We start from the raw sequence: 24,085 nt of genomic DNA on the forward strand, positions 1-24,085 counted from the left end.
TAATGGTGAGTAAGGTTCAATTTGCACTTAAAGCGCTGGTTAATACATCAAGATGGCTTGCTTAGCTGCGTAGTTTTACTGGCGCATATTGCCTTGCTCGCTACCGGTATTTTTCTAAGCAGTAAGCCGCCAAACATGGAGCAAGACCAAATTATTCAAGGTCAACTTCTTGGGGTAGCGGTAGAAAAAAAGGGGCATCCATCATCAGCCTCTATTCTGAAAAAACAGTCCCTTGTCCGCCCTGATGAACTAATAGAGGGGCAACTTGGGTCATCTGATGGAGGCATTTCCAAAGAAAATGAAGCTCCTCTTTATGGAGCTGCAAACTCAAGGCTAGCATCTCATCAACCACATCCCAGTTACCCACTTTCTAGCAAGAAATTACGAGAAGAAGGTTTGCTGATGCTCAAATTCTGCGTTAATCCAGCTGGTACTGTAGATGCCGCCCATATTATTACCAGCTCCGGTTATAGTCGTCTTGATGAATCAGCCCTTGAAGCCATTCGGCGATGGCGTTTTCCACATGCTTTACAGACAAGCCTGGCTAGCTCGGATTGTTATCGCATGCCAGTTCAGTTCAGTTTAAGAGCATGAAATGATTGCACGACAAAAGCCTGAGGATTGTTTCGCCATTGATTCTAAAAGCTCCCATCCCAAAGTGATCTTAAGTAAGACTTTGTTTGGAAAAGATAAGCAAATTGTGATTTCGCATGAAGGACAGCATTACCAATTACGACTGACTAAATATAAGAAATTAATTTTGACAAAGTAATACCCATCACCGTATTAGCCAGCAAGCGCAATTTCATATGCCAGTAGCCAGCGATTTTTTTGATTTATCTCTGGAGGTAGCATATGAAGTATCAACAGTATGGGCGTATTCGCGCGCCATTCACGCTGGCATCATCAATTGCATTGGTATACAGCATTTCTTTTTCAAGTATTACTGGCGCTCAGGAGATTGAGCTTCCGCGGATGGATATCGTTGGCCGGGAGGAAGATTCTCGTAAAAAAATTCCAGGAACAGTTGATGTCATTAATCAGAAGCAATTAGAAATACTCCAACCACTCTCACTGCAGGATGCATTAAAGACTGTACCTGGGGTTAATGTCCGCGGCGATGAGGGCGGCTTGGGTGCCATTCCAAATATTGGGATACGTGGTTTAAATCCAAGCCGTAGCCAAAAGGTTTTATTGCTTGAAGACGGTGCGCCGATTGCTCCTAGCTTGTTTATTTCTAATGCCTCCTACTACAGCCCGCCAGCCAATAGAATGAGCGGCATTGAGGTGCTTAAGGGAGCATCGGGACTTAAATATGGACCATCGAATATTGGGGGTGTGATTAACTATCTTAGTAAAACCCCTGAAGATGGATTTAAGTTAACAGGGAAGGCTGGAGATTATGGATATCAATTGATGGAAATTGAGGCTGGCGGCAAATCAGAATCAAATGGTGCGCTGGCAGGATTAAATATCATCAAATCCGATTCTCAGGGCTACCAAAATAATGGTTACCAAATGTATGACATTCTCATTAAGGGGGGTGTTGAAGTCACACAAGATCAATGGATTGGTTTGAAATACACTCATTACGACAATAACGTCAACACTTCCTATGTTGGCCTCAGGCCTAATCAATATGCAAGTGGTATGACTGCTAATCCAGCGCCAAATGATAATTTTCTCGCACAGCGTAATGCGGTTGATTTAAATCATTCCTGGGAGATTAATAGCGATGCCAAGCTCAATAGCTTAATTTATTGGAGTCAATTGCAACGAGATTATTGGCGACAAAGTGTGCTTAGTCGCAATGCAAATGAAACAATTTATAAAGCATGTAGTGCAAACGCCGAATGTTATTTTGGGCGCAATCGTCAGTTCAATATGCTTGGCTTAGACACCCGTCTTTCTGTTCATTATGATGCTCTGGGCATCAAGAATGAATCTGAATTAGGCTTACGTTTGCATACTGAGACTCAAAGCAATCAGATGGTCGCCTCTAAAACATTTGCTAGATCTGGGCGACTATCGAGTCACGAAGAAAATAAAGCAAATTCAATCGCCCTTTATGCTCAGAATAGTTTTTATATTACCGATGATTTTGCAGTGATACCCGGGGTAAGGGTGGAGAGCTATCGGCAAACACGATCAAATATATTTACTGGAAAAAGCGGTAATGCGCAAAATATTGAAACTGTTCCGCAATTGGGTGCAACTTGGCAGTTAAGTCCACCGGTTCAAATTTATAGCAGCATTTATAAGGGGTTTTCTCCAGCTCAAGTAGCAACAGCAATCGACGAGAAAGGGGTGGATCAGCAACTGGCACCTGAGCGTTCAACCAATATGGAATTAGGCTTAAGAGGTAAGGCTGACGCTTTTAAATATGATGGCGCTATTTTCAGTATGGACTTTAGCAATCAAATTGTGAATCAAAGTCTCGCTGCCGGCGTCACAAAGGCAAATGGTGGCAAGAGCCTGCATCAAGGTGTTGAGTTAGCTCTAGGTTATGAGTTAGGTGGGGGGTGGAGCTTGAATGCAAATGGAACCTATATACCAGTAGCAAAATTTGTGGGAACGAGTTCCTTGGGTCGAGATGGAAATCGTATTCCATACACGCCCGATTTGATATCCAATGTGGGCATCAATTATGAGAAAAATGGATTTAATACCTTAGTCACCCTGAATTACGTTTCTCCCCAATATGCTGATTCAGCCAATACACTAGCACCTAATAGCATTGGGACCTTGGGTGAGCTACCATCTTTCACCACTATTAATTGGACGGCTAACTACACCGTGAATAAGGCATGGAAAGTATTCGCTGCTATCAACAATGTATTAGACAAGCGTTATATTGCCAGTCGCAGTCCAGATGGCATCTTTCCTGGGGCGCCAATGAATTTTCAGGCGGGGATGAGTTATCAGTTTAACTAAGAAGGTGCTTTAAAAGCCTTTATATTTAAATAAAGGATTAAAAAGGAAAACGCCGCCGATGCAGGTGGCGTTTTATCTGAGAGTGTGATGATTAACGAGTGTTTCGAAAAAATGGATCAAGAATTTTTGTTTTTAAATCGGTAGCAATATATATTGCGGCTGCAGCGGTAGGATGAAACTCATCAAATGTCACAGGAGCCTTATCTTCTTCTGGTAAAAGCATCATGCATCCCTCTTCATTACATAATCTTTGATATGGTGAGTAGTACATCACACCATTTTCTTTTGAGAACTGTTCAAGTGCCCTGTCGACCAATGCTGGGTATGCAACCAGATTTTTGTTGTAAAAGAGTGGTGGCAGAGAGTGATGGTCCTTCCAATATTTATAAGCCAGACGAGAAACATCTTTATCCCATCTCGGTGGTGGCCCAATAATCAGAACGGGGATATTGTTCGAATGAAGTATTGCGATAGTTTTTTTGGCTGTTTCGAAATCAGGGGAGTGTAGTAAAAATGCGATATCGTTTTGAGTCTCGAGAGGGCCGGGATCCCAAGTTTTACTGATGACAACTAGATTTGGTTTTAGTTTAAGTATTTCAGATAGAGCTAATTTATTCGCCTCTATACAAAAATTACTTTGGTAGTTTGTTGGCATTAGACCGCCGCAACCTGATGCCGTAAATTGGGTAACCCCAATCCTATTATCCTGCTCTTCTATATAACTAAAGCCCGGATAATAACTTGCTCCAACGGAATCTCCCCATAAAACAAGCTCGATGGGCCTATCCCTACGAATGCATTTTGTAGAAAAATTAGTAAGATCATCACCTGTATCCATAAGAAAGCAGGTTCGCTGTCTTTGTGCTGCAACTTTATCAAACTGATATGTTGTCACCTGCTTTAAGAAAGCCCTGTTTCTAAATTCCAAGCCTTTGCGGTCATAGCTATTAAAGCCAAGATACCCCACCAAGAGAATTAAAAAAAACAGAGAGCTCACCTTTAGGCGATTGTGACCACCCTTGCGAATGGGGGTCTCAATGAAGCGGTAAGTCAGCCACGCCAATCCAATCGATATCAACACCAGTCCAGCCCGCAATGGAAGGCTAACTTCTGCTTGTGTAATGTGCGCAAAGGATAGAAGTGGCCAATGCCAGAGGTACAAGGGAAAACTAATTAAACCAAACCATACTAAAACTGGGTTTGACAGAATCTTTTGATTAACCCAAGCTTTGGGTCCGGCAAGGAGGATGAGGGCACCTCCACAGGTTGGGAGTAAGGCCCACCATCCTGGGAAAAGGCTATCCTTTGCAAGCAATCCAACTCCGACCACAAAAAGACTAAAACCAAGAACCGAGAGGGCATCACTTGACTTAATCGAGCAACTCATTAAATCGTTTTTATAGAGCACGACATAAGCGAGAATTGCGCCGATGAGGAGTTCCCAGAAGCGACTTAAAGGGGAGTAAAAGGCGGCTACAGGGTTTATATAAACTGACACTATGTTGATAGCAAAAGAGCCCAAAGCTATCAAAACAGTGATGGTTAAAAAATTAACTCTGCGCTTCCACGTTAGCCAAAGTAACACTGGCCAAACGATATAGAACTGCTCCTCTATTCCAAGACTCCATAAATGTAATAAGGGCTTGGTGTTGGCGCTGCCATCAAAGTAGCCACTTTCATTCCATAGGAATAGATTGGAGAGAAATCCAGCCCCACCGGCAATGTGTTTGCCTAAAAATGCAAAGTCGTCAGAAAGCAAATAAAGCCAGCCAAATCCATAGCAGGTAAAAAGTACCAGTGCTAGTGCTGGAAAAATACGACGAATGCGGCGACTATAAAAATCACTAAAGCTAAAAACATCTTTATCGAGATTCTCAAAAAGAATGGTCGAAATGAGATAGCCGGAAATAACAAAGAAAATATCTACCCCAATAAATCCACCCGAAATCCATTCTGGAAAGGCGTGAAAGGCAACCACTGATAGCACTGCAATTGCCCGCAAACCATCTATATCTGGACGATATTTAGGGTGCAGTTGGGGATGTATGGAATTATTTGTCATTAATGCGAATGATAACGAATTCCTAAGGTGAATTATTTCGTATTTAGCTCGCAAGATGCCAGTAGAAAAGGGCCCAAAGGCCCTTAATCTACTTGACAAAATGGTGGAGTCGGCGGGAATCGAACCCGCGTCCGCAAATCCTCTACAGCAAGTTCTACATACTTAGTCATATCATTTAATTTAGCCGGTTAGTCACAGATTGACATGTTCCACACCAGCGATTCACTAAATTTTTCGAACTATCCCTCGTGACGCGAGCTAGTCTTATCTCTTGTAAATGACCCTGATGTAGCTTTCGCTACCTGACCCAAGAGAGAATCAGTTCAGGGGCAACCGCAATTAAGCGGCTAGTGCGTAACGTTCGTCGTTAGCAGTTATTACATTCCCATTGATTTACGAGATAACGGGTCCTCGGTATGCCCTTGATGCTTTGTAATCCACGTCGAAACCATGTCGACCCCGGAGTTCATGCATAAGAGGTTCTATTTTAAAGCCGCTGGCCTCAAATTTCCCAATATCTTTTTATTCCCTGCTGGGAAAGATGATTTGCAATAAATCGAGAGGGTGATGAATGATGTAATCGGCTCCCCAGGCCTCTGGAGGCTCTTTGCAGCCACAGTAGCCATAGGCGGCAGCAACAGTTTGCATGCCCGCTGCCTTGCCTGCAATCACATCTCTAATGTCATCTCCCACATAAATTGATTTCGCAGGATCAATATTTGCGATTCTGGCAGCATGCAAAATGGGCTCTGGGTGTGGTTTAGAGTGTGGCGTAGTGTCGCCAGAAACGGTTGCAATAGATCTATCATGCAAGCCCATTAGTTTTATTAAAGGATTGGTAAAGCGCTCACTCTTGTTGGTGATGATTCCCCATGGCAGTTTTGCGTCATCCATTTGATTAAGTAAATGCTTGATACCATCAAATAGGGTGCTATCGACCAGGAGACCTCTTTCATAATTAGCCATGAACTCATCTCGCAGACCAATGAAATCAGGGTGCGCCGGGGTGATTCCAAAGGCGCCTTCGATTAGGCCGCGGGCACCAGCAGATGCACATGGCCGAAGAATGTCATAGGGCTTTAATGGTTGATTACGCACTTCAAGCAGTAGATTGGTTGCGGCAACCAAATCCGGGGCGGTATCAGCTAAGGTGCCATCCAAATCGAAAAAGACCCCATGGTAAGGGCTTTGATGTGCCTCAGAAGTCATTTGCGCACTGCAATCATGTAGTTGACTGCAACATCCTCACCCAAGCTATAAACCTGAGTGAGCGGGTTGTAACTCAAGCCCTTAATACCAATCATTTCTAGGCCCGCTTGTCGTGTAAATGCCACTAGTTCAGAGGGTTTAATAAATTTGGCGTATTCATGAGTGCCTTTAGGTAGTAGTTTGAGGATGTATTCCGCGCCAATAATGGCAAATAAGTAGGACTTTGGGCTGCGATTCAAAGTGCTAAAAAAGAGCGTACCTCCTGGCTTACAAAGCTTGGCACAGGCTCTGACAACTGAGGCTGGATCGGGGACGTGCTCAAGCATTTCCATGCAAGTGACTACATCGTATTGTTCTGGCTGCTCTTGAGCCAAATCTTCGGCTGCAATAGAGCGATAGGTAAGTTGTGCTCCTACTTCTAGGGCATGTAATTGAGCTACTTTGAGGGCTTTTTCGGATAAATCAATACCGCAGGTGTCTGCTCCAGATTGAGCCATGGATTCAGCTAATATGCCACCGCCACAGCCAACATCGAGCACCTTCTTCCCGCTGATATCTACAAAAGATTGAATCCATGACAGACGTAATGGATTAATGGCATGCAAGGGCTTAAATTCACTTTCAGGATCCCACCAGCGATGGGCTAGAGCGCTAAATTTGGCGATTTCAGATTGGTCGACGTTCATATAAATTATTTGAGCAGGTGGGGCAGAGAATGCTTACGAATATAGCGGAAATAAAAAAGCCCGGCATGACCGGGCTTTTTTAAGTGAGACGCGAATTACTGCTTAGGTGTCCCAACAACTTCGATGTCAGTACGGCGGTTCTTAGCGCGGCCTTCAGCAGTTGCATTGCTTGCAACTGGATTGCTCTTACCTTTAGATTCTGTGTAGATGCGGCTACCGTCAACACCTTGAGCTGTCAAATAAGTCTTAACAGATTGTGCGCGACGCATACCCAAAGCCATGTTGTAAGCATCGGTACCAACGCTGTCAGTGTTACCAACAGCAACGATTACTTCCAAGTTCATCTTCTTCAAATCAGCAGCAATTTTGTTCAAGGTTGCTTTGCCTTCTGGCTTCAAATCAGACTTGTTGAAGTCATAAAGTGTGTCAGCTTGCAAAGTGATCTTGTTTTGGCTTACGCCTGCAGGAGCAGCTTTAGGGCCGATCCAACCATCGCAACCCTGAGCAGCAGTTGCAGGTGTCCAGTTGTTATCACGCCAGCACAATGTGCCGTCGCCATTTTTCCAGTTCAATTGGCCATCGCCGTTTTGCCAGTTATCAGAAGCCATTGCTGCAGTTGCAGAAACGGTAATAACAGAAGCGAGCAACAGTTTTAGGGTTTTGTTCATTTTTAGTCCTCAAAAATCTCTTTTTAATTAAAGTCAAACTTAAATGTAATTCGCCCTACTTTGAAGCAAAAACCGCAAAGCGACACATCTCAATTTCGTACAAACTGACAGAATCTTAGCATAGGGGCTATCAGTCATCAAAATGATATTATTTCTAAATGGAACAAGCCGCTAAAGAAACACTACCAATATCCCTCGAAGACGAAATGCGGCGGTCCTATTTGGACTACGCAATGAGCGTCATCGTCGGCAGAGCCCTGCCAGACGTACGCGATGGCCTGAAACCCGTGCATCGACGCGTCCTATTCGCGATGTATGAATTAAACAACGATTGGAACCGTGCTTACAAAAAATCTGCCCGTATAGTTGGCGATGTGATCGGTAAATACCATCCACATGGCGATTCTGCGGTGTATGACACGATTGTTCGTATGGCTCAGGATTTCTCTCTACGCTATATGCTCGTTGATGGGCAGGGTAACTTCGGCTCCGTTGACGGTGATAATGCCGCCGCAATGCGGTATACCGAGATCCGCCTGCGCAAGATTGCCCATGAGCTTTTAGCTGATTTGGACAAAGAAACGGTCGACTTTGGCCCCAATTACGACGGTAGCGAGAAAGAACCCCTGATTCTGCCGGCAAAAGTGCCGAATTTACTGATCAACGGTAGCTCTGGTATTGCTGTAGGTATGGCGACGAATATTCCGCCACATAACCTCGATGAGGTTATTTCTGCCTGTTTGCACGTGTTGCATAACCCTGAGTGTTCGATTGATGAGCTCATTGAGATCATCCCAGCGCCTGATTTCCCAACTGCTGGGATTATTTATGGGGTTCAGGGGGTTCGTGAGGGCTATCGCACCGGTCGTGGCCGGGTGGTGATGCGTGCCAAGACTCACTTTGAGGATATTGACAAAGGATCTCGCCAGGCGATCATCGTCGATGAGCTTCCTTACCAGGTCAATAAAAAGAATTTGCTCGAGCGTATCGCTGAGTTGGTTAATGAGAAGAAGGTCGAAGGCATCTCTGATTTGCGCGATGAATCAGATAAGTCAGGTATGCGCGTTGTGATTGAATTAAAGCGCGGTGAAGTGCCAGAGGTTGTGCTCAATAATTTGTACAAGAGTACCCAGTTACAAGACAACTTCGGCATGAATATGGTGGCTTTGGTGGATAACCAGCCACGCCTGCTCAATTTGAAACAGATGCTCGAGTACTTCTTGCAGCATCGTCGTGAGGTTGTTACACGTCGCACTATTTTTGAATTACGTAAAGCGCGTGAGCGTGGCCACGTATTAGAAGGTTTGGCGGTTGCCCTGGCAAACATTGATGAATTTATTGCCATTATTAAAGCGGCGGCAAATCCAGTGATTGCCAAACAAGACTTAATGGGTAAAGCATGGGATTCATCCATGGTGCGCGAGATGTTGGCACGTGCTGAGACCGATACCCCAGGCGGTCGCAACGCGTATCGCCCAGAAGGTTTATTGCCTGAATACGGTATGCAAACTACTGGCTTGTATCGCCTCTCCGATAGTCAGGCGCAAGAAATTTTGCAAATGCGTTTGCAACGTCTGACAGGTCTTGAGCAAGACAAGATTGTGAATGAGTACAAAGATGTGATGGCAGAAATTTCTGACTTACTCGATCTGTTAGCCAAGCCAGAGCGTGTCACTCAAGTGATTGAGAGCGAGCTTAAAGAGGTGCAGACTGAGTTTGGTATTGCTGGAGGTGATAGTGGTCGTCGTTCATTTATCGAGATGAATGCAACTGAGTTGTTTACTGAAGATTTGATCACCCCGCAAGACATGGTAGTAACACTATCGAATACTGGCTATATGAAGAGTCAGCCCCTGAGTGAGTACCGTGCACAGAAGCGTGGTGGTCGCGGCAAGCAAGCAGCGGCAACCAAAAATGAAGATTGGATCGAAACTTTATTCGTTGCCAATACGCATGACATTATTTTGTGTTTCTCCGATCGCGGCCGGATGTATTGGCTTAAGGTGTGGGAAGTTCCACAAGGTAGCCGTACTTCTCGCGGCAAACCTATTGTCAATATGTTCCCCCTGATTGAAGGTGAAAAGATCACAGTGATCCTGCCGATTAAGGGTTACCAAGACGATCATTACGTCTTTATGGCAACCAGCCTAGGCACGGTTAAGAAAACACGTTTGTCTGATTTCTCAAATCCTCGCAAAGCTGGAATTATTGCGGTCGATTTGAATGAGAATGATTTCTTGGTTGGAGCAGCCATTACCGATGGTAAGCACGATGTGATGTTGTTTTCAGATGCAGGTAAGGCTGTTCGCTTTGATGAGAATGATGTTCGTCCGATGGGTCGAACTGCGCGCGGCGTACGCGGTATGAACTTGGGTGAAGGTCATCAGGTGATTGCGATGTTGGTTGCTCCTGCTGAAGCGGCTGAAGGTGCTGAGATCAATACAGTTGATGCTGCAGGTAACGCCATTCCAAGTAGTGTATTAACTGCAACTGAAAACGGTTATGGCAAGCGTACGCCAATTGGTGAATACACCCGTCATGGTCGTGGCACTAAAGGAATGATTGCAATCCAAACAACTGAGCGTAACGGCAAGGTAGTGGCTGCATCTTTGGTTTCGCCCGAAGATCAAATTATGTTGATTACCACTGGCGGAATTTTGGTGCGTACTCGTGTATCGGAGATTCGTGAAATGGGTCGCGCTACACAGGGTGTTACTCTGATCAACGTCGATGAAGGCACTCGTTTGTCTGGCTTGCAGCGCATTGCTGAAAGCGATTCGGATGATGATAGCGAAATCGATGACGGTGAAGATGGCGATATGACTGCTGATCCAGCGACTGATACTGGCCCTAGTGAAGCGAGTGATGCCTAATCGGCATTTCTAAAGGGCGAGCATATTCATCATGACGTTTGATAACCGCATTTATAACTTCGCTGCGGGGCCTTCAGCTGTTCCCGGTGAAGTTTTAAAGCAAGCTGCTGACGAACTCCTGAACTGGCGGGGGCTCGGCACAAGCGTGATGGAAATTAGCCACCGCAGCAAAGAATTTATGGCGGTCTATGAGGAGACGCTGGCGGATCTGCGTACCTTAATGAATATCCCCGATTCTTATGAGATCTTGCTTTTGCAGGGTGGGGGCATTGGTCAAAATGCTGCTATACCTATGAACCTGATGGCATTGGGTCAAAATGGCCCCAAAGCAGATTTCATAGTTACTGGTATTTGGTCTGAAAAATCTCTTAAAGAAGCTGAGAAATATGGTGTCGCACATTTAGCTGCTACATCGGCAGATTTGCAATTTAATACCGTGCCACCAGGTTCAAGTTGGCAGTTATCGGATGACGCTGCTTACGTACATTACTGCGATAATGAAACTATTGGTGGCGTTGAATTTTCTGATGTACCAGATGTTGGTAACAAACCCCTAGTGGTGGATGTCTCAAGTAGCATTCTTTCTAAAGAAATTGATGTCACTAAGGGTGGTGTTTGGTTTGGTGGAGCGCAAAAAAATATTGGCCCATCTGGCGTAACGATTGTCATCGTACGCAAAGATCTACTTGGGCATAGTATGAAAATCACCCCATCGATCTGGGATTGGTCTAAGCAATCAGCCAATCAATCCATGCTCAATACCCCACCCACCTTTTCGATCTACATGGCTGGCTTGGGATTCAAGTGGTTGCTCAAAAAGGGCGGTGTAAAAGCAATTGCAAAGATCAATCAAGAAAAAGCAAATTTGCTTTACAACTTCATTGATCAAAGTAGTCTTTATGAGAATCGTATTGCCAAGGAATACCGTTCCAGAATGAATGTGACCTTTTTCTTAAAAGATGAAAATTTGAATGCTGCATTTTTGGCGCAGTCTAATGCTGCTGGCTTGGTTGCATTGCGCGGACATAAGGCGGTAGGTGGAATGCGTGCCAGTATTTATAACGCTATGCCCTTAGAAGGCGTTCAGGCTCTAGTTGAATTTATGCGTGACTTTGAGAGGCGTGCTTAATGAGTAATGAAGAACAGCGTTTAGCCCCACTACGCGAAAAAATTGATTCTTTAGATGCACAAATTCTAGAATTGCTGACACAACGTGCGCAAGCGGCGCAAGAGGTCGGGCACGTTAAAGGCGGATTTTCCTCTCCCGTTTTTAGGCCTGAGCGTGAGCGTCAAGTAGTCTCTCGCCTGCAGTCAATCAATCCAGGGCCTTTATTGCCTGATGGTATCGCTGCGATTTGGCGTGAAGTGATGTCTGCATGTAGAGCACTAGAGGCTCGCCAAACAATCGCCTACCTTGGGCCTGCTGGCACATTTTCCGAGCAGGCTGCACAAACCTATTTCGGTCATTCCATAGTTGGATTGCCTTGCGTGAGCCTAGATGAGGTATTTAAGGCGGTTGAAAAAGGCGCAGCGCAATTTGGCGTAGTCCCAGTTGAAAATTCTAGTGAAGGCGCGGTCTCGCGCACTTTGGATTTGCTGCTTGATTCTCCAATGCAAATTAGTGGTGAAATCGTTTTGCCCATTTGCCATCACTTGTTAACTAAGAGTGGTAATTTAGACGGTGTTACGACTGTATGTGCGCATGCTCAGGCTCTAGCGCAGTGTCAGCAATGGTTGAGTCAGCACGCACCGCAATTAAAGCGCCAAGCAGTTAGCAGTAATGCTGAGGCAGCACGCCTTGCCGCCGCTGATCCAGCCATTGCGGCAATTGCAGGCGACCCAGCGCAAATTACTTATGAATTACAGGCTGTAGCCTCGCGCATTCAGGATGATGCGCATAACCGTACCCGTTTTGTTGTGATTGGCAATTACGCTTGCCAAGCTACGGGACATGATCAAACCTCTTTGGTGTTATCGGTTGATAACCAGCCTGGCGCCGTGCATAGTTTGTTAGCGCCTTTAGCCAAGCATGGCGTCTCTATGAATCGCTTTGAATCCCGTCCGGCGCGTAAAGGTACGTGGGAGTATCACTTTTACATTGATATCGCAGGTCATGCGGATGATGAAAAAGTAGCGAAGGCAATGGATGAGCTAAAGAGTATTGCTGCTTTTTATAAAAAACTGGGCTCCTATCCGCGTTCAGCTGCTTAATTGCTTTCTTACGTAATGTATTGACGATGACTTCAAAACTAGGTTTAAAACACATTCAAGCGATTGCTCCTTATATAGGAGGTCGCCCGATTAGCGAGGTAGCGCGCGAGTACGGTTTAGATGAAGGCAAGATTGTAAAGTTGGCTTCGAATGAAAATCCTTTGGGCATGCCCCAATCTGCCAAGGATGCCATGCTCAAGGCAGCGAGTGACTTAGGTCGTTACCCCGATTCCAATGGCTTTGAATTAAAAAATGTATTGGCTGCGCGTTTGGGTGTTCCAACCGATTGGATTACCTTGGGCAACGGTAGTAATGATATTTTGGAATTAGCTGCTCGTGCGGTTGCGCAAACTGGCGATGAGGTTATTTTCTCTAAACACGCTTTTGCGGTCTACCCCCTAGCTACTCAAGCAGTTGGTGCGAAGGCAATTGAGGTGGCTGCTACAGCAATGTACGGCCATGACTTGCCAGCCATGTTAGCGGCAGTCAAAGCATCAGGCGATAAGGCTAAATTAGTATTTGTGGCTAATCCCAATAATCCAACTGGCAGTTACTTAACTGCAAAAGAGATTGAGGCGTTTTTACTGGCGGTGCCATCCGATGTGTTGGTAGTTTTGGATGAGGCTTATAACGAATACCTCACTCCAGAACAGCGCTACGATGCGATTGCGTGGGTCAAGCGCTTTCCCAATATGATTTTGTCGCGTAGTTTTTCTAAGGCTTATGGTCTGGCGGGTTTGCGCATTGGTTATGGTGTAGCGCAGCCGGCATTGACTGATTTACTCAATCGTATTCGTCAGCCATTTAATGTTAATAGTCTTGCGCAAGCTGCTGCAATTGCAGCATTTCAAGATACAGAATTTTTGCAGCAAGGTTTTGAGCTTAATCGTGCGGGTTACGCGCAACTTACCCAGGCTTTTGATGAGTTGCACCTTGCTTACTTGCCATCCGCTGGAAATTTTGTGTTGGTTCAGGTTGGTGAAGACGATCAAGCTGGTGCACGCATTAACTTGGCTTTACTTAAGCGTGGCATCATTGTTCGCCCGGTTGGTAACTATGGATTGCCGCAATGGCTGCGTATATCGATTGGTTTGCCTGAAGAAAATGCTGCTTTCATTGATGCCTTAAAAGATATTCTGGCGCAAAAGTAAATTTCTTATGACCATCATTCATTCTGCGAGTAATTACGGAACCGTCACCATTGTTGGCGTAGGTTTGATTGGCGCTTCCTTAGGTTTGGGTTTAAAGCAGGCTGGTGTTGTTACCAAGGTCTATGGAGTTGGTCGCAGTAAGTCAAACTTGGATGAGGCGCTTAAGTTAGGTGCGATTGATGCGGTTATTGATTTGGTGCAGGCTGCCAAACAATCCGACGTCATCGTGCTCTGTGTGCCGGTAGCGCAAATGCGTTCTGCTTTTGAGGTTATTGAACCCTATCTTGAATCTCGCACCCTGATTACCGATGCTGGTAGCACTAAAGGTGACGTGATATTGGCAGCAAAAGAGGTTTTAGGTAAGAAGGCCTGTCAATTTGTGCCTGCACACCCAATTGCTGGTGGCGCTCAGCATGGAGCTGCTGCAGCTAAGGCCGATCTCTTTAAGGGGAAGCAAACTATTCTTTGTCCTTTGCAGGAAAACTCAGCGCAAGACACCGATTTGATTGCAGGGTTTTGGGAGTCCGTTGGATCTGATGTGAAAAAGATTGGCAGCGTACAGCATGATGCAATTTATGCCGCCGTGTCGCATTTGCCGCACATTCTTTCTTATGCGCTAATGGCTAGCGTTGTGAACTCAGAAGATGCGGATCAAAAATTGGGCCATGTGGGCGCTGGCTTTAAAGATTTCACTCGTATTGCAGCCTCTAGTCCAGAAATGTGGCGCGATATTTGTTTGGGTAATCGCACTGCGATTTTGAAAGAGTTAGATCAATATTTGTTGATTGTGAACCATTTGCGTAAGCTGATTTCTGATAATGATGGAGCTGGTCTAGAGAAGTTATTTAATAAGGCAAGTAAAGCACGCCAAGATTTGGATATGCTTTGATGGGTGCTTTATCTGATATCACGATTGGTCCATTCACACGAGCGCAAGGTTCAATTGATCTACCTGGCTCCAAGAGTATTTCCAATCGAGCACTATTGCTGGCAGCCTTGTCCTCGGGAACAACTACCCTCAAGAATCTTTTAGATGCCGATGACACACAGGTGATGCGCAATGCATTGCGTCAGCTTGGCCTTGCAGTTGAGGATCAAGCAAATCATATTTGTGTTGTGCAAGGTTGTGGTGGCCAGTTCCCGGTGCGCTCTGCCGATCTCTTTATGGGTAATGCAGGCACGGCGATTCGCCCATTGACAGCTGCTTTGGCAATGCAGGGTGGCAACTATCGATTGTCTGGTGTGGCCCGTATGCATGAGCGACCTATTCGTGATTTGGTCGATGGTTTACGTCAGGTAGGTGCTGATATCGCTTATGAGCTAGAGGATGGGTATCCGCCAATCCAGATTAACGCAGCTCATATTCAAATCAATGATGTTGTAAAAGTGCGTGGCGATGTATCAAGTCAATTTTTAACTGCACTACTGATGGCACTCCCTTTGGTAGCAAAAGACCCGGTTCGCATTCAAGTCATTGGCGAGTTGATTTCTCGTCCTTACATTGAAATCACATTGAAATTAATGGCGCGCTTTGGAGTTGCAGTCGACTGCCCCGATGCTCAGTCTTTCATTATTCCAGCCAAGACTTCTGAGTCAGTTTATGTCAGCCCAGGCAGTTTGCTAGTTGAGGGGGATGCCTCTTCGGCTTCGTACTTCTTGGCCTTGGGTGCAATTGGTGATGGCCCCGTTCGTGTCTTAGGGGTGGGTAGTGACAGTATTCAAGGCGATGTCGCTTTTGCAGACGCGCTGGTGATGATGGGGGCTAGGATCACTGCTGGCGAAGATTGGATTGAGGTGTCCGGCGTCAAGAATGTCAGTGGAAGATTAAATGGCATCACGATTGATTGCACTGAGATCCCAGATGCAGCGATGACTTTGGCGGTGGCTGCTTTGTTTGCTGATGGGCCAACCCGCTTGAATGGCATTGCAAGTTGGCGCGTCAAAGAGACGGATCGCATAGCTGCAATGGCTAAGGAGTTAAAGAAAATTGGTGCCCATGTGGAAGAGGGTGCCGATTACATCGTCGTGGAAGCACCCAAGAGCCGCTCTGATTGGCAGTCACCTCCAGAGGGAATTGATACTTACGATGACCATCGCATGGCAATGTGTTTCTCACTTGCCGCCTTTGGTCCTCATGCTCTGAAAATCAACGATCCAAATTGTGTGGCAAAAACATTCCCGACCTACTTCGGCGAATTTGCGGCAATCGTCTCTTAAAGCAAATGAATGTGCCCCAGATACCTGTTATTGCTATTGATGGACCCACTGCATCAGGCAAAGGCACGGTTGCAGCTATCGTTGCCGAAAAACTCGGTTTTCATTACTTGGACAGTGGTGCGCTCTATCGATTGGTGGCTCTTGCAAGTGAAAAACAAGCAATTGACCCTAAAAATGCCCCTAAATTAGGTGTTTTAGCCCAAAATTTACAGATTTCCTTCGAAAAAGGGCAAATTATTCTGAATGGCGAGGTGGTAACAGATGTTATTCGTACTGAAAGTATTGGCTTAAAAGCCTCCGCAATCGCTATTTATCCAGAAGTGCGGCAAGCTTTGGTCGGTTTACAGCATCGATTTAGGCAGATTCCTGGCTTGGTTGCTGATGGCAGGGATATGGCGAGTGTTATCTTCCCCGATGCGGTTTTAAAGGTTTTTCTGACTGCAACAGCAACTGCTAGGGCCGAACGACGCTATAAGCAATTGATAGCTAAGGGAATTCCTGCTAAACTTGAGGACTTACTGCAGGATTTGCAGGAGCGCGATGCCAGAGACAGTAGTCGAGGAACAGCGCCTTTGTTAGTTGCAGATGGTGCAAAAGTGCTTGAAACGTCAGATTTATCGATTGAGCAAGCAGTGAAGACAGTTCTAGATTGGTATCAATCCGCGATTGCCTGATTTTGTAAGTAGTAGTTTTGGTGTCTTAAGAAACCCCACAACGCGATTATCAATTTAGCGTGTTTCTTAGGGCTTTTTTAACCTAACCCGTCAGGCCTTCTGGCGGCACAAAGTGAATATACATGTCTGAATCATTTGCAGAATTATTTGAAGAATCATTAACCCGATCGAATATGAAGACCGGCCAAGTTATTTCGGCTGAAGTTCTTCGCATCGACCATAACTTCGTCGTTGTTAACGCTGGCCTGAAGTCCGAAGCGTTTATTCCTGTTGAAGAATTCCATAACGACGCTGGCGAAATTGAAGTGAGCCCTGGCGATTTCGTTTCTGTTGCTATTGACGCTCTTGAGAACGGCTATGGCGATACTATCCTCTCTCGTGATAAAGCTAAACGCTTGGCATCATGGATGAATTTGGAAAAAGCTCTCGAGCAAGCTGAAATCGTTACTGGTACTGTTACTGGTAAGGTTAAAGGCGGCTTGACTGTGATGGTTAACGGTATCCGTGCATTCTTGCCTGGATCACTCGTTGATACACGTCCTATTAAAGACACCAGCCCTTACGAAGGTAAGACAATGGAGTTCAAAGTTATTAAGCTTGATCGTAAGCGTAATAACGTTGTGTTGTCACGCCGTGCTGTGGTTGAAGCTAGCCAAGGTGAAGAGCGCGCTAAGTTGATGTCTAACCTCAAAGAAGGTAGCGTTGTTCAAGGTATCGTTAAGAACATTACTGACTACGGCGCATTCGTTGATCTCGGCGGTATCGATGGTCTCTTGCACATTACCGATTTGGCATGGCGTCGTGTGCGTCACCCAAGCGAGATGTTGACTGTTGGTCAAGAAGTAACTGCAAAGATTTTGAAGTTCGACCAAGATAAGAATCGCGTTTCACTCGGTGTGAAGCAACTTGGTGATGATCCATGGGTTGGTATCGCTCGTCGTTACCCACCAAATACCCGTTTATTCGGCAAAGTAACCAACTTGACTGACTACGGTGCATTCGTTGAAATCGAAAGCGGTATCGAAGGCTTGGTACACGTTTCTGAAATGGACTGGACCAACAAGAACGTTGCCCCAAGTAAAGCAACTGCATTGGGAACTGAAGTTGAAGTTATGGTTCTGGATATTGATGAAGATAAGCGTCGTATTAGCTTAGGCATCAAGCAGTGCAAAGCAAATCCATGGGAAGAGTTCTCACGTGCCCAACAAAAAGGCGATAAGTTAAGTGGCGCCATCAAGTCTATTACTGACTTTGGTGTGTTCATTGGCTTGCCTGGTGGTATCGATGGTTTGGTTCACCTCTCAGACCTCTCATGGAATGAGCCAGGCGAAGAGGCTGTTAAGAAATACAAAAAAGGTGACGAAGTTGAAGCCACCGTATTGGCAATTGATGTTGAGAAGGAGCGTATCTCTCTTGGTATCAAGCAATTGTCTGGTGACCCATTCAATAACTACACATCTGTAAGTGACAAGGGCAGCCTTGTCACTGGCACTGTGAAAGCTGTTGATGCTAAAGGTGCAACCATTCATTTGGCTGACGAAGTAGAGGCTTACTTGCGTGCTTCTGAGATCTCAACCGATCGCGTTGAAGATGCACGCAATGTATTGAAAGAAGGCGATAGCGTAACTGCAATGATCATTAATATTGATCGTAAGTCACGTGCCATCAATCTTTCAATTAAAGCAAAAGACAGCTCTGATCAACAAGACGCTATGAGCAAGCTCCAAGGTGATGCGCAGTCCGGCACTACCAATTTGGGCGCTTTGTTGAAAGCGAAATTGGACAATCAAGGCTAAATCAATATCGCCGCTTACCACTAGGTGAGCGGCGGTTTTAATTGATAGATCATGTCAGATCAAGAGCAACAAGCAATCACCCGCTCCGAACTAGTGGAGAGCCTGGCGGAACAGTTTCCCCAGCTACTGCCTAGGGACGTGGAGTTGGCGGTCAAAACATTGCTAGACACAATGACGCATGCTTTAGCTGAAGGTAAGCGTATTGAGTTACGCGGTGTTGGTAGTTTTGTATTGCATCATCGTCCTGCTCGTGCTGGACGTAATCCAAAGTCTGGTGAGAAAGTTTTGATTCCAGAAAAGCGAGTGCCACACTTTAAGCCAGGCAAAGAATTGCGTGAGCGTGTGGATTACAAACCGCTAAAACCAGCGGGCCCTAAAGAGGGTTCTGGTGCCTAGTCAAATAGCACATCAGCAGTGGTCCAAGCGGGCCATTTTTTTATTTAATTTCTGTACATCATGATTCAGATAGCCACCTCCTGGTTATTACTTCTTCCAATTATGTTTGGTATTGGTTGGTTGGCATCCCGTTGGGATTTGCGTCTTGAAAATCGCATGGATGAGCGTGAGCGCATGCGTCAGCAGCGGTCCACCTTTAAGGGTCTTAGTCTTTTGCTCAATGAGCAACCCGATCAAGCGATTGAGGCTCTGGTCAAAATTGCTCAACTCGATCCAGAGACGATTGAATTGCACTTTGCCCTCGGTAATTTATTTCGACGTCGTGGTGAAACCGAGCGCGCCATACGGGTTCACCAACACTTAGCCAATCGGGATGATTTAAAGCCGCGCGATCGGGATCAAGCTGCCTATGAGTTAGGTCGTGATTTTCTGCGTGCAGGACTTTTAGACCGTGCCGAGGCTTCTTTAAATCAAGTGGGTGAGGGTAAATATGCCGCTCCCGCCAAAGAGAGCTTGCTGGAGATGTATCAAGTCGAGCGTGATTGGGAAATGGCAATTTCAGCTGCAACTAAGTTAGAGGCTTTGCAGGGTAAGTCGCATCAAATTGAGATTGCACAATTCAATTGTGAAATGGGCCAGGATGCCTTGCGTCGCAATGATTTACCCAAAGCTGCTCGTTCTATTGAATTGGCTCTCCAAGCTGTACCAAATCATGCGCGCGCACTGATTTTGCAGGGAGATTATCAGGTTGCATTAAATCACCCAAACCAAGCTATTGCAGCCTGGGAGTTGGTTGCGCAAATGCATCCCTCTTATATGCATCTGTTGGCAGATCGCTGGATGACTGCTCATGTAGCCTTAGGTCGTCAAGAGTTGGGGCTCAATCGTTTGTGTGAGTTGCTCAAAACCCAGGCTTCAGGTGAGTTGCTGGATATCGTACAGAAGTACGTTACTAAGATTCGCGGCCCTCAAGCCGCCGATCAGCTGTTAGTCGAGGTAATGCAATATTCCCCGTCACTAAGCGCTCTATCAAAATTGGCAGAGGTTCGTTTGGCACTCGCTGAGAGTAGTGGCACGCCCGAAAAAATATCCGAAATACAGGCGGCCCTCGGATTATTAAAGCAGCGCACAACTAGCCTGGCCCGTTATACCTGTGGGAACTGCGGTTTCCGTGCAAGACGTTTTTATTGGCAGTGTCCTGGATGTAATCATTGGGAGGCATCATCCCCAAGGCGTAGCGAAGGCGCACTTCCAAGTGGGCCTTCGATGTGATCATTAACTAAACCGTCATAGATTGAGGGTTTAATAATGCGATTAAAAACAAAAAATAGGGGAAGCTAAGTGAAAGTCACAATCATCGGCAGTGGTTATGTAGGGCTTGTAACAGGAGCTTGTCTTGCTGAGCAAGGCAATTCCGTTTTTTGCCTGGACTTGGACCCTAAAAAAATTGAGATTCTCAATTCGGGTGGCGTACCAATTTACGAGCCTGGCTTAAAAGAAATGATTGACCGCAATCGCGCAGCAGGGCGCTTGCAGTTCTCTACCGATATTGCTGCTTCTGTTGCCCACGGTGATATTCAATTTATTGCTGTTGGTACTCCTCCAGATGAGGATGGCTCTGCTGATTTGCAATATGTCGTAGCTGCAGCGCGCAATATTGGGCGCCACATGACTACTGCCAAAGTAATTGTTGATAAATCAACTGTGCCGGTCGGCACTGCTGATAAGGTGGCAGAAGCCATCATTAAAGAATTAAGCATGCGTGATCTCTCCCCAGAACTCTGTTCAGTCGTCTCGAACCCCGAGTTTTTGAAAGAAGGTGCTGCAGTCGATGACTTCATGCGTCCCGATCGGATTGTGATTGGCACATCAAGTGATCCGGCAGGCCTGCGGGCTAAAGAGCAAATGCGTAAACTCTACGCCCCATTTAATCGCCATCATGAGCGAACCTATTACATGGATGTCAAAAGTGCTGAGCTCACAAAGTATGCAGCCAATGCGATGTTGGCTACCCGCATCTCTTTCATGAATGAACTTGCCAACCTAGCCGATCTGGTGGGGGCTGATATTGAAGCGGTACGCCAAGGGATTGGTTCAGACTCACGCATTGGCTATGGCTTCCTGTACTCTGGAACTGGCTATGGCGGTTCATGCTTTCCAAAAGATGTATCTGCACTATCTAAAACAGCCATGGAATATGGCAGGGATCTGAAGATTCTGGAAGCGGTTGAATCGGTAAATGAAACGCAAAAAATGATTCTGGTGGAGAAAATCGAAAAGCGTTTTGGCAGCGATCTGACCAATATGAAATTTGCGATTTGGGGTCTGGCGTTTAAACCAAATACGGACGATATGCGCGAAGCGCCAAGCAGAGTCATTATTCGTGAGCTTGTTAAGCGTGGCGCCCAAGTAGTAAGCTATGACCCAGTTGCCATGGAAGAAGCAAAGCATTGTTTTGAGATTGACTTCAAAGACAATCCTGAGGGTCTTAAAAAAGTCGCAATGGTACAAGACCATATGGCGGCCTTAGATGGCTGTGATGCCCTAGTGATCGTGACGGAATGGAAAGCCTTCCGCAGTCCTGATTTTGATCTTCTCATGCAAAAGCTCAAACGAGCGATCATTTTTGATGGCCGTAATTTATATGAGCCAAGCGCCATGCGCGAAGTTGGTATTGAGTACCACGGCATTGGGCGTCATAATTAAACCAATTTATATTTGAAAAGTAGCCCTGTGGAAAAAGCAAACCGAGAACAGTTTTCAAAGACCCGCTTACTGGTAGTGGGCGATGTCATGCTCGATCGTTACTGGTTTGGCGACACTAACCGGATCTCACCAGAAGCCCCAGTTCCAGTAGTTCAAGTCGGCAAGATTGATGAGCGTTTAGGTGGCGCTGCAAACGTGGCCCGTAACGTAGCTGCTTTAGGTGCTAAAACAACTATTCTTGGCGTTATTGGAGATGATGAGTCAGGCCGTCGTGTTACCGATTTACTGGGGTCTAGTGGTGTTGATAGTCAACTCGAGATCGATGCAAAGGTTCCCACGATAGTGAAGTTGCGTGTCATTGCACGCCAACAGCAACTGATTCGTTTGGATTTTGAAGAAACTCCTAGTGAGGCAGCTTTAGCTCATAAATTAGAGCGTTTTGAAAAATCATTAGGTGATGCCGATGTAGTGATCTTGTCAGACTATGGCAAAGGTGCCTTAGGTCAAGTTGCTCTCATGATTGAACAAGCAAGAAGCCAAAACAAAGTGATTCTGGTTGATCCCAAGGGTGAAGACTACGAGAAGTATCGTGGTGCCACGGTCTTAACCCCTAATCGTAGCGAGTTACGACAAGTGGTAGGTCAGTGGACTAGTGAGGAAGATTTAACGCAGAAAGCGCAAGCATTGAGAAAATCGCTCAACCTACAGGCCTTATTGCTGACTCGTTCAGAAGAAGGGATGAGTCTCTATACCGATTCAGGTGTGACGCATGTTAAAGCGCAAGCGCGCGAGGTATTTGATGTTTCTGGTGCTGGAGATACTGTGATTGCCACGCTTGCAGTAGCATTGGCGTCTCAATGGCCTCTAGAGAAAGCAATGGCGCTGGCCAATCGAGCTGGTGGTATTGTCGTTGGTAAATTAGGAACCGCAACCGTAACAGCAGAGGAATTGCAATGACCATCATTGTCACTGGCGCAGCCGGTTTTATTGGTGCAAATATCGTTCAGGCCCTCAACGCACGTGGCGAGAAAAATATTATTGCCGTAGATGATTTACGTCCGGCTGATAAGTATCGCAATCTTGCTGATTTAGACATCATTGATTACCTGGATAAAGATGAGTTTTTAGAAGCTTTTAGAAGTGGGCGTCTTGGCAAAATCAGGGCAGTCTTTCATGAGGGAGCTTGCTCTGACACCATGGAGACTGACGGTATTTTTATGATGGCGAACAACTATCGCTACACCATGGATTTACTCGATATCAGTACTGAGCAAAAGGTTCAATTGCTATACGCTTCTTCCGCTGCTACTTATGGTGGCTCTGATGTATTTGTGGAAAGTCGTGAGCATGAGAAGCCATTGAACATCTATGGCTATTCTAAGTTTTTATTTGATCAAGTCATGCGCAAGCGTTTTGCAGAAAAGGCCACGAGCGCTCAAGTAGTGGGTTTTCGTTACTTCAATGTCTATGGTCCACGTGAGTCACACAAAGGCCGGATGGCATCAGTTGCTTTCCACCAATATCATCAATACAAAGCCAATGGCCAGGTCAAACTCTTTGGTGAATATGGTGGCTATGGTCCGGGCGAGCAAAGTCGTGACTTTGTCTCAGTCGAAGACGTTGTAAAAGTAAATCTCTTCTTCTTGGATCACCCTGAAATTAGTGGCATATTTAATTTGGGTAGTGGCCGTGCGCAACCCTTTAATGATGTTGCGCACGCGGTGGCCAATGCGATGCGCAAGCTTGATCAAGCGCAACCAGCAACCCTACAAGAGTTAGTGAAAGAAAAAGCCATTGAGTACATTCCATTTCCGGATGCACTCAAAGGAAAATATCAATGCTTTACGCAAGCAGATTTAACTCAGCTTCGTTCTGCTGGGTATACCGAGCCCTTCTTAAATGTAGAGCAGGGTGTAGGTAAATACATTGAGTGGCTATCAGCTAATGCTGATTTTCTGGCCAATCCGCTTTAGGTACCCCTATCTAGTCAACACCTGCTTTAGTTCTCCGTTGTTAATGATCCATGTGCACTCTGTGCCCATGGATTTTTTTATTAATCAATGGAGATTCGATGACTACATATCAGAATTTAAATAAGCTAATTGGTTTAGTAAGGTTACTTGCAGTGTCCAGTACACTCGCATTTACTTCATTAAATGGGGCTATAGCCGCACCTGTCAATGTCAACACAGCAACACAGTCTGAGCTTGAAAGTATCAAGGGGATCGGCCCATCAAAAGCAAAAACGATTATTGCTGAACGTTTGGATGGGGGTCATTTTCAAGATGCCAATGATTTACAAAAGCGGGTGCGCGGCATTGGGATGAAGTCAGTAGAAAAGATGGTTGATAACGGCTTAACCATTGAGGCTCCTAGCGCGTTTCGTGAACCAAACGGCAAAACTAGCAAGGAAGCGGCTAGTTCTAATAGACGTGGTTCACGCAATCAAGCTGGCTCTCGCAATAACGCGGATCGTACAGGCTCATCTCGCAGAAATTAAGC

General features: G+C 45.7%; 20 protein-coding genes, 1 other RNA gene and 1 pseudogene. 17 read left to right on the forward strand and 5 right to left on the reverse strand.

All coding sequences use genetic code 11. The features are described from left to right. Positions 1-21 precede the first annotated feature (21 nt). From BOQ04_RS00290 to BOQ04_RS00300, 3 genes are all read left to right on the forward strand, one after another. Complete coding sequence (locus tag BOQ04_RS00290; protein ID WP_076022788.1) at positions 22-594, forward strand: energy transducer TonB; 573 nt, start codon at positions 22-24, stop codon at positions 592-594. 1 nt (position 595) lies between these two features. Next, positions 596-772, forward strand: coding sequence for a hemin uptake protein HemP (gene hemP / locus BOQ04_RS10590; protein WP_083657454.1), 177 nt, complete (start codon positions 596-598; stop codon positions 770-772). Positions 773-855: 83 nt separating this feature from the next. Beyond that, positions 856-2,934 carry a TonB-dependent receptor family protein gene (locus tag BOQ04_RS00300; protein WP_076022789.1) on the forward strand — a complete coding sequence of 693 codons (2,079 nt, stop codon included), beginning with the start codon at positions 856-858 and terminating at the stop codon, positions 2,932-2,934. Positions 2,935-3,025: 91 nt separating this feature from the next. Here BOQ04_RS00300 and BOQ04_RS00305 read toward each other — a convergent pair whose 3' ends face one another. The 5 genes from BOQ04_RS00305 to ompA all read right to left on the reverse strand — a co-directional run bounded on the left by BOQ04_RS00305 (position 3,026) and on the right by ompA (position 7,559). Further along, positions 3,026-4,996, reverse strand: coding sequence for an acyltransferase family protein (locus BOQ04_RS00305; protein ID WP_083657455.1), 1,971 nt, complete (start codon positions 4,994-4,996; stop codon positions 3,026-3,028). A 101-nt stretch (positions 4,997-5,097) separates the two neighbouring features. Beyond that, positions 5,098-5,457: a transfer-messenger RNA gene (gene ssrA / locus BOQ04_RS00310) on the reverse strand. 61 nt (positions 5,458-5,518) lie between these two features. After that, the gene (locus tag BOQ04_RS00315; protein WP_076022790.1) at positions 5,519-6,205 is read right to left on the reverse strand and encodes an HAD family hydrolase; all 687 of its coding nucleotides are present in this window, start codon (positions 6,203-6,205) and stop codon (positions 5,519-5,521) included. Then, entirely contained in the window at positions 6,202-6,891 is a 690-nt protein-coding gene (gene ubiG, locus BOQ04_RS00320; RefSeq protein WP_076022791.1) for a bifunctional 2-polyprenyl-6-hydroxyphenol methylase/3-demethylubiquinol 3-O-methyltransferase UbiG, read from the reverse strand. Before ubiG ends, BOQ04_RS00315 begins: the two co-directional genes overlap by 4 nt. Positions 6,892-6,986: 95 nt before the next feature. Continuing rightward, positions 6,987-7,559 (reverse strand): outer membrane protein OmpA, encoded by a 573-nt coding sequence (gene ompA, locus BOQ04_RS00325; RefSeq protein WP_076022792.1) that lies wholly within the window; start codon positions 7,557-7,559, stop codon positions 6,987-6,989. A gap of 158 nt (positions 7,560-7,717) precedes the next feature. Here ompA and gyrA point away from each other — a divergent pair, with 158 nt between their 5' ends. The 14 genes and pseudogenes from gyrA (at position 7,718) to BOQ04_RS00395 (ending at position 24,083) form a co-directional block, all read left to right on the forward strand. Next, complete coding sequence (gene gyrA / locus BOQ04_RS00330) at positions 7,718-10,432, forward strand: DNA gyrase subunit A (RefSeq protein ID WP_076022793.1); 2,715 nt, start codon at positions 7,718-7,720, stop codon at positions 10,430-10,432. A gap of 31 nt (positions 10,433-10,463) precedes the next feature. Beyond that, entirely contained in the window at positions 10,464-11,561 is a 1,098-nt protein-coding gene (serC, locus tag BOQ04_RS00335) for a 3-phosphoserine/phosphohydroxythreonine transaminase (protein WP_076022794.1), read from the forward strand. After that, complete coding sequence (gene pheA / locus BOQ04_RS00340) at positions 11,561-12,643, forward strand: prephenate dehydratase (RefSeq protein ID WP_076022795.1); 1,083 nt, start codon at positions 11,561-11,563, stop codon at positions 12,641-12,643. Before serC ends, pheA begins: the two co-directional genes overlap by 1 nt. A 26-nt stretch (positions 12,644-12,669) precedes the next feature. Then, positions 12,670-13,794 carry a histidinol-phosphate transaminase gene (gene hisC, locus BOQ04_RS00345; RefSeq protein WP_076022796.1) on the forward strand — a complete coding sequence of 375 codons (1,125 nt, stop codon included), beginning with the start codon at positions 12,670-12,672 and terminating at the stop codon, positions 13,792-13,794. 7 nt (positions 13,795-13,801) lie between these two features. Then, complete coding sequence (locus BOQ04_RS00350) at positions 13,802-14,683, forward strand: prephenate dehydrogenase (RefSeq protein ID WP_076022797.1); 882 nt, start codon at positions 13,802-13,804, stop codon at positions 14,681-14,683. Then, positions 14,683-16,011 (forward strand): 3-phosphoshikimate 1-carboxyvinyltransferase, encoded by a 1,329-nt coding sequence (aroA, locus tag BOQ04_RS00355; protein WP_076022798.1) that lies wholly within the window; start codon positions 14,683-14,685, stop codon positions 16,009-16,011. The genes BOQ04_RS00350 and aroA overlap by 1 nt, the downstream gene beginning before the upstream one ends. A 5-nt stretch (positions 16,012-16,016) precedes the next feature. Continuing rightward, positions 16,017-16,685 (forward strand): (d)CMP kinase, encoded by a 669-nt coding sequence (gene cmk, locus BOQ04_RS00360; protein ID WP_076022799.1) that lies wholly within the window; start codon positions 16,017-16,019, stop codon positions 16,683-16,685. 122 nt (positions 16,686-16,807) lie between these two features. Further along, positions 16,808-18,481 (forward strand): 30S ribosomal protein S1, encoded by a 1,674-nt coding sequence (gene rpsA / locus BOQ04_RS00365; protein WP_076022800.1) that lies wholly within the window; start codon positions 16,808-16,810, stop codon positions 18,479-18,481. 51 nt (positions 18,482-18,532) lie between these two features. Further along, positions 18,533-18,871 (forward strand): annotated as a pseudogene (locus tag BOQ04_RS00370) (integration host factor subunit beta); the annotation flags it as partial. Between the two features lie 66 nt (positions 18,872-18,937). Further along, positions 18,938-20,149: a lipopolysaccharide assembly protein LapB gene (gene lapB, locus BOQ04_RS00375; protein WP_076022802.1), complete on the forward strand. Its 1,212-nt coding sequence runs from the start codon at positions 18,938-18,940 to the stop codon at positions 20,147-20,149. Between the two features lie 69 nt (positions 20,150-20,218). After that, positions 20,219-21,583, forward strand: a complete 1,365-nt coding sequence (locus BOQ04_RS00380; protein WP_076022803.1) for a UDP-glucose dehydrogenase family protein — start codon at positions 20,219-20,221, stop codon at positions 21,581-21,583. Positions 21,584-21,610: 27 nt separating this feature from the next. Further along, positions 21,611-22,540: a D-glycero-beta-D-manno-heptose-7-phosphate kinase gene (gene rfaE1 / locus BOQ04_RS00385; protein WP_076022804.1), complete on the forward strand. Its 930-nt coding sequence runs from the start codon at positions 21,611-21,613 to the stop codon at positions 22,538-22,540. Continuing rightward, on the forward strand, positions 22,537-23,556 hold the full coding sequence (gene rfaD / locus BOQ04_RS00390) for an ADP-glyceromanno-heptose 6-epimerase (RefSeq protein ID WP_076022805.1): 1,020 nt from the start codon (positions 22,537-22,539) through the stop codon (positions 23,554-23,556). Before rfaE1 ends, rfaD begins: the two co-directional genes overlap by 4 nt. A gap of 98 nt (positions 23,557-23,654) precedes the next feature. Next, on the forward strand, positions 23,655-24,083 hold the full coding sequence (locus BOQ04_RS00395) for a ComEA family DNA-binding protein (protein ID WP_076022806.1): 429 nt from the start codon (positions 23,655-23,657) through the stop codon (positions 24,081-24,083). The last annotated feature ends 2 nt before the right edge of the window (positions 24,084-24,085 follow it).

This window comes from Polynucleobacter sphagniphilus (assembly GCF_001953355.1).
GTDB lineage: Bacteria > Pseudomonadota > Gammaproteobacteria > Burkholderiales > Burkholderiaceae > Polynucleobacter > Polynucleobacter sphagniphilus.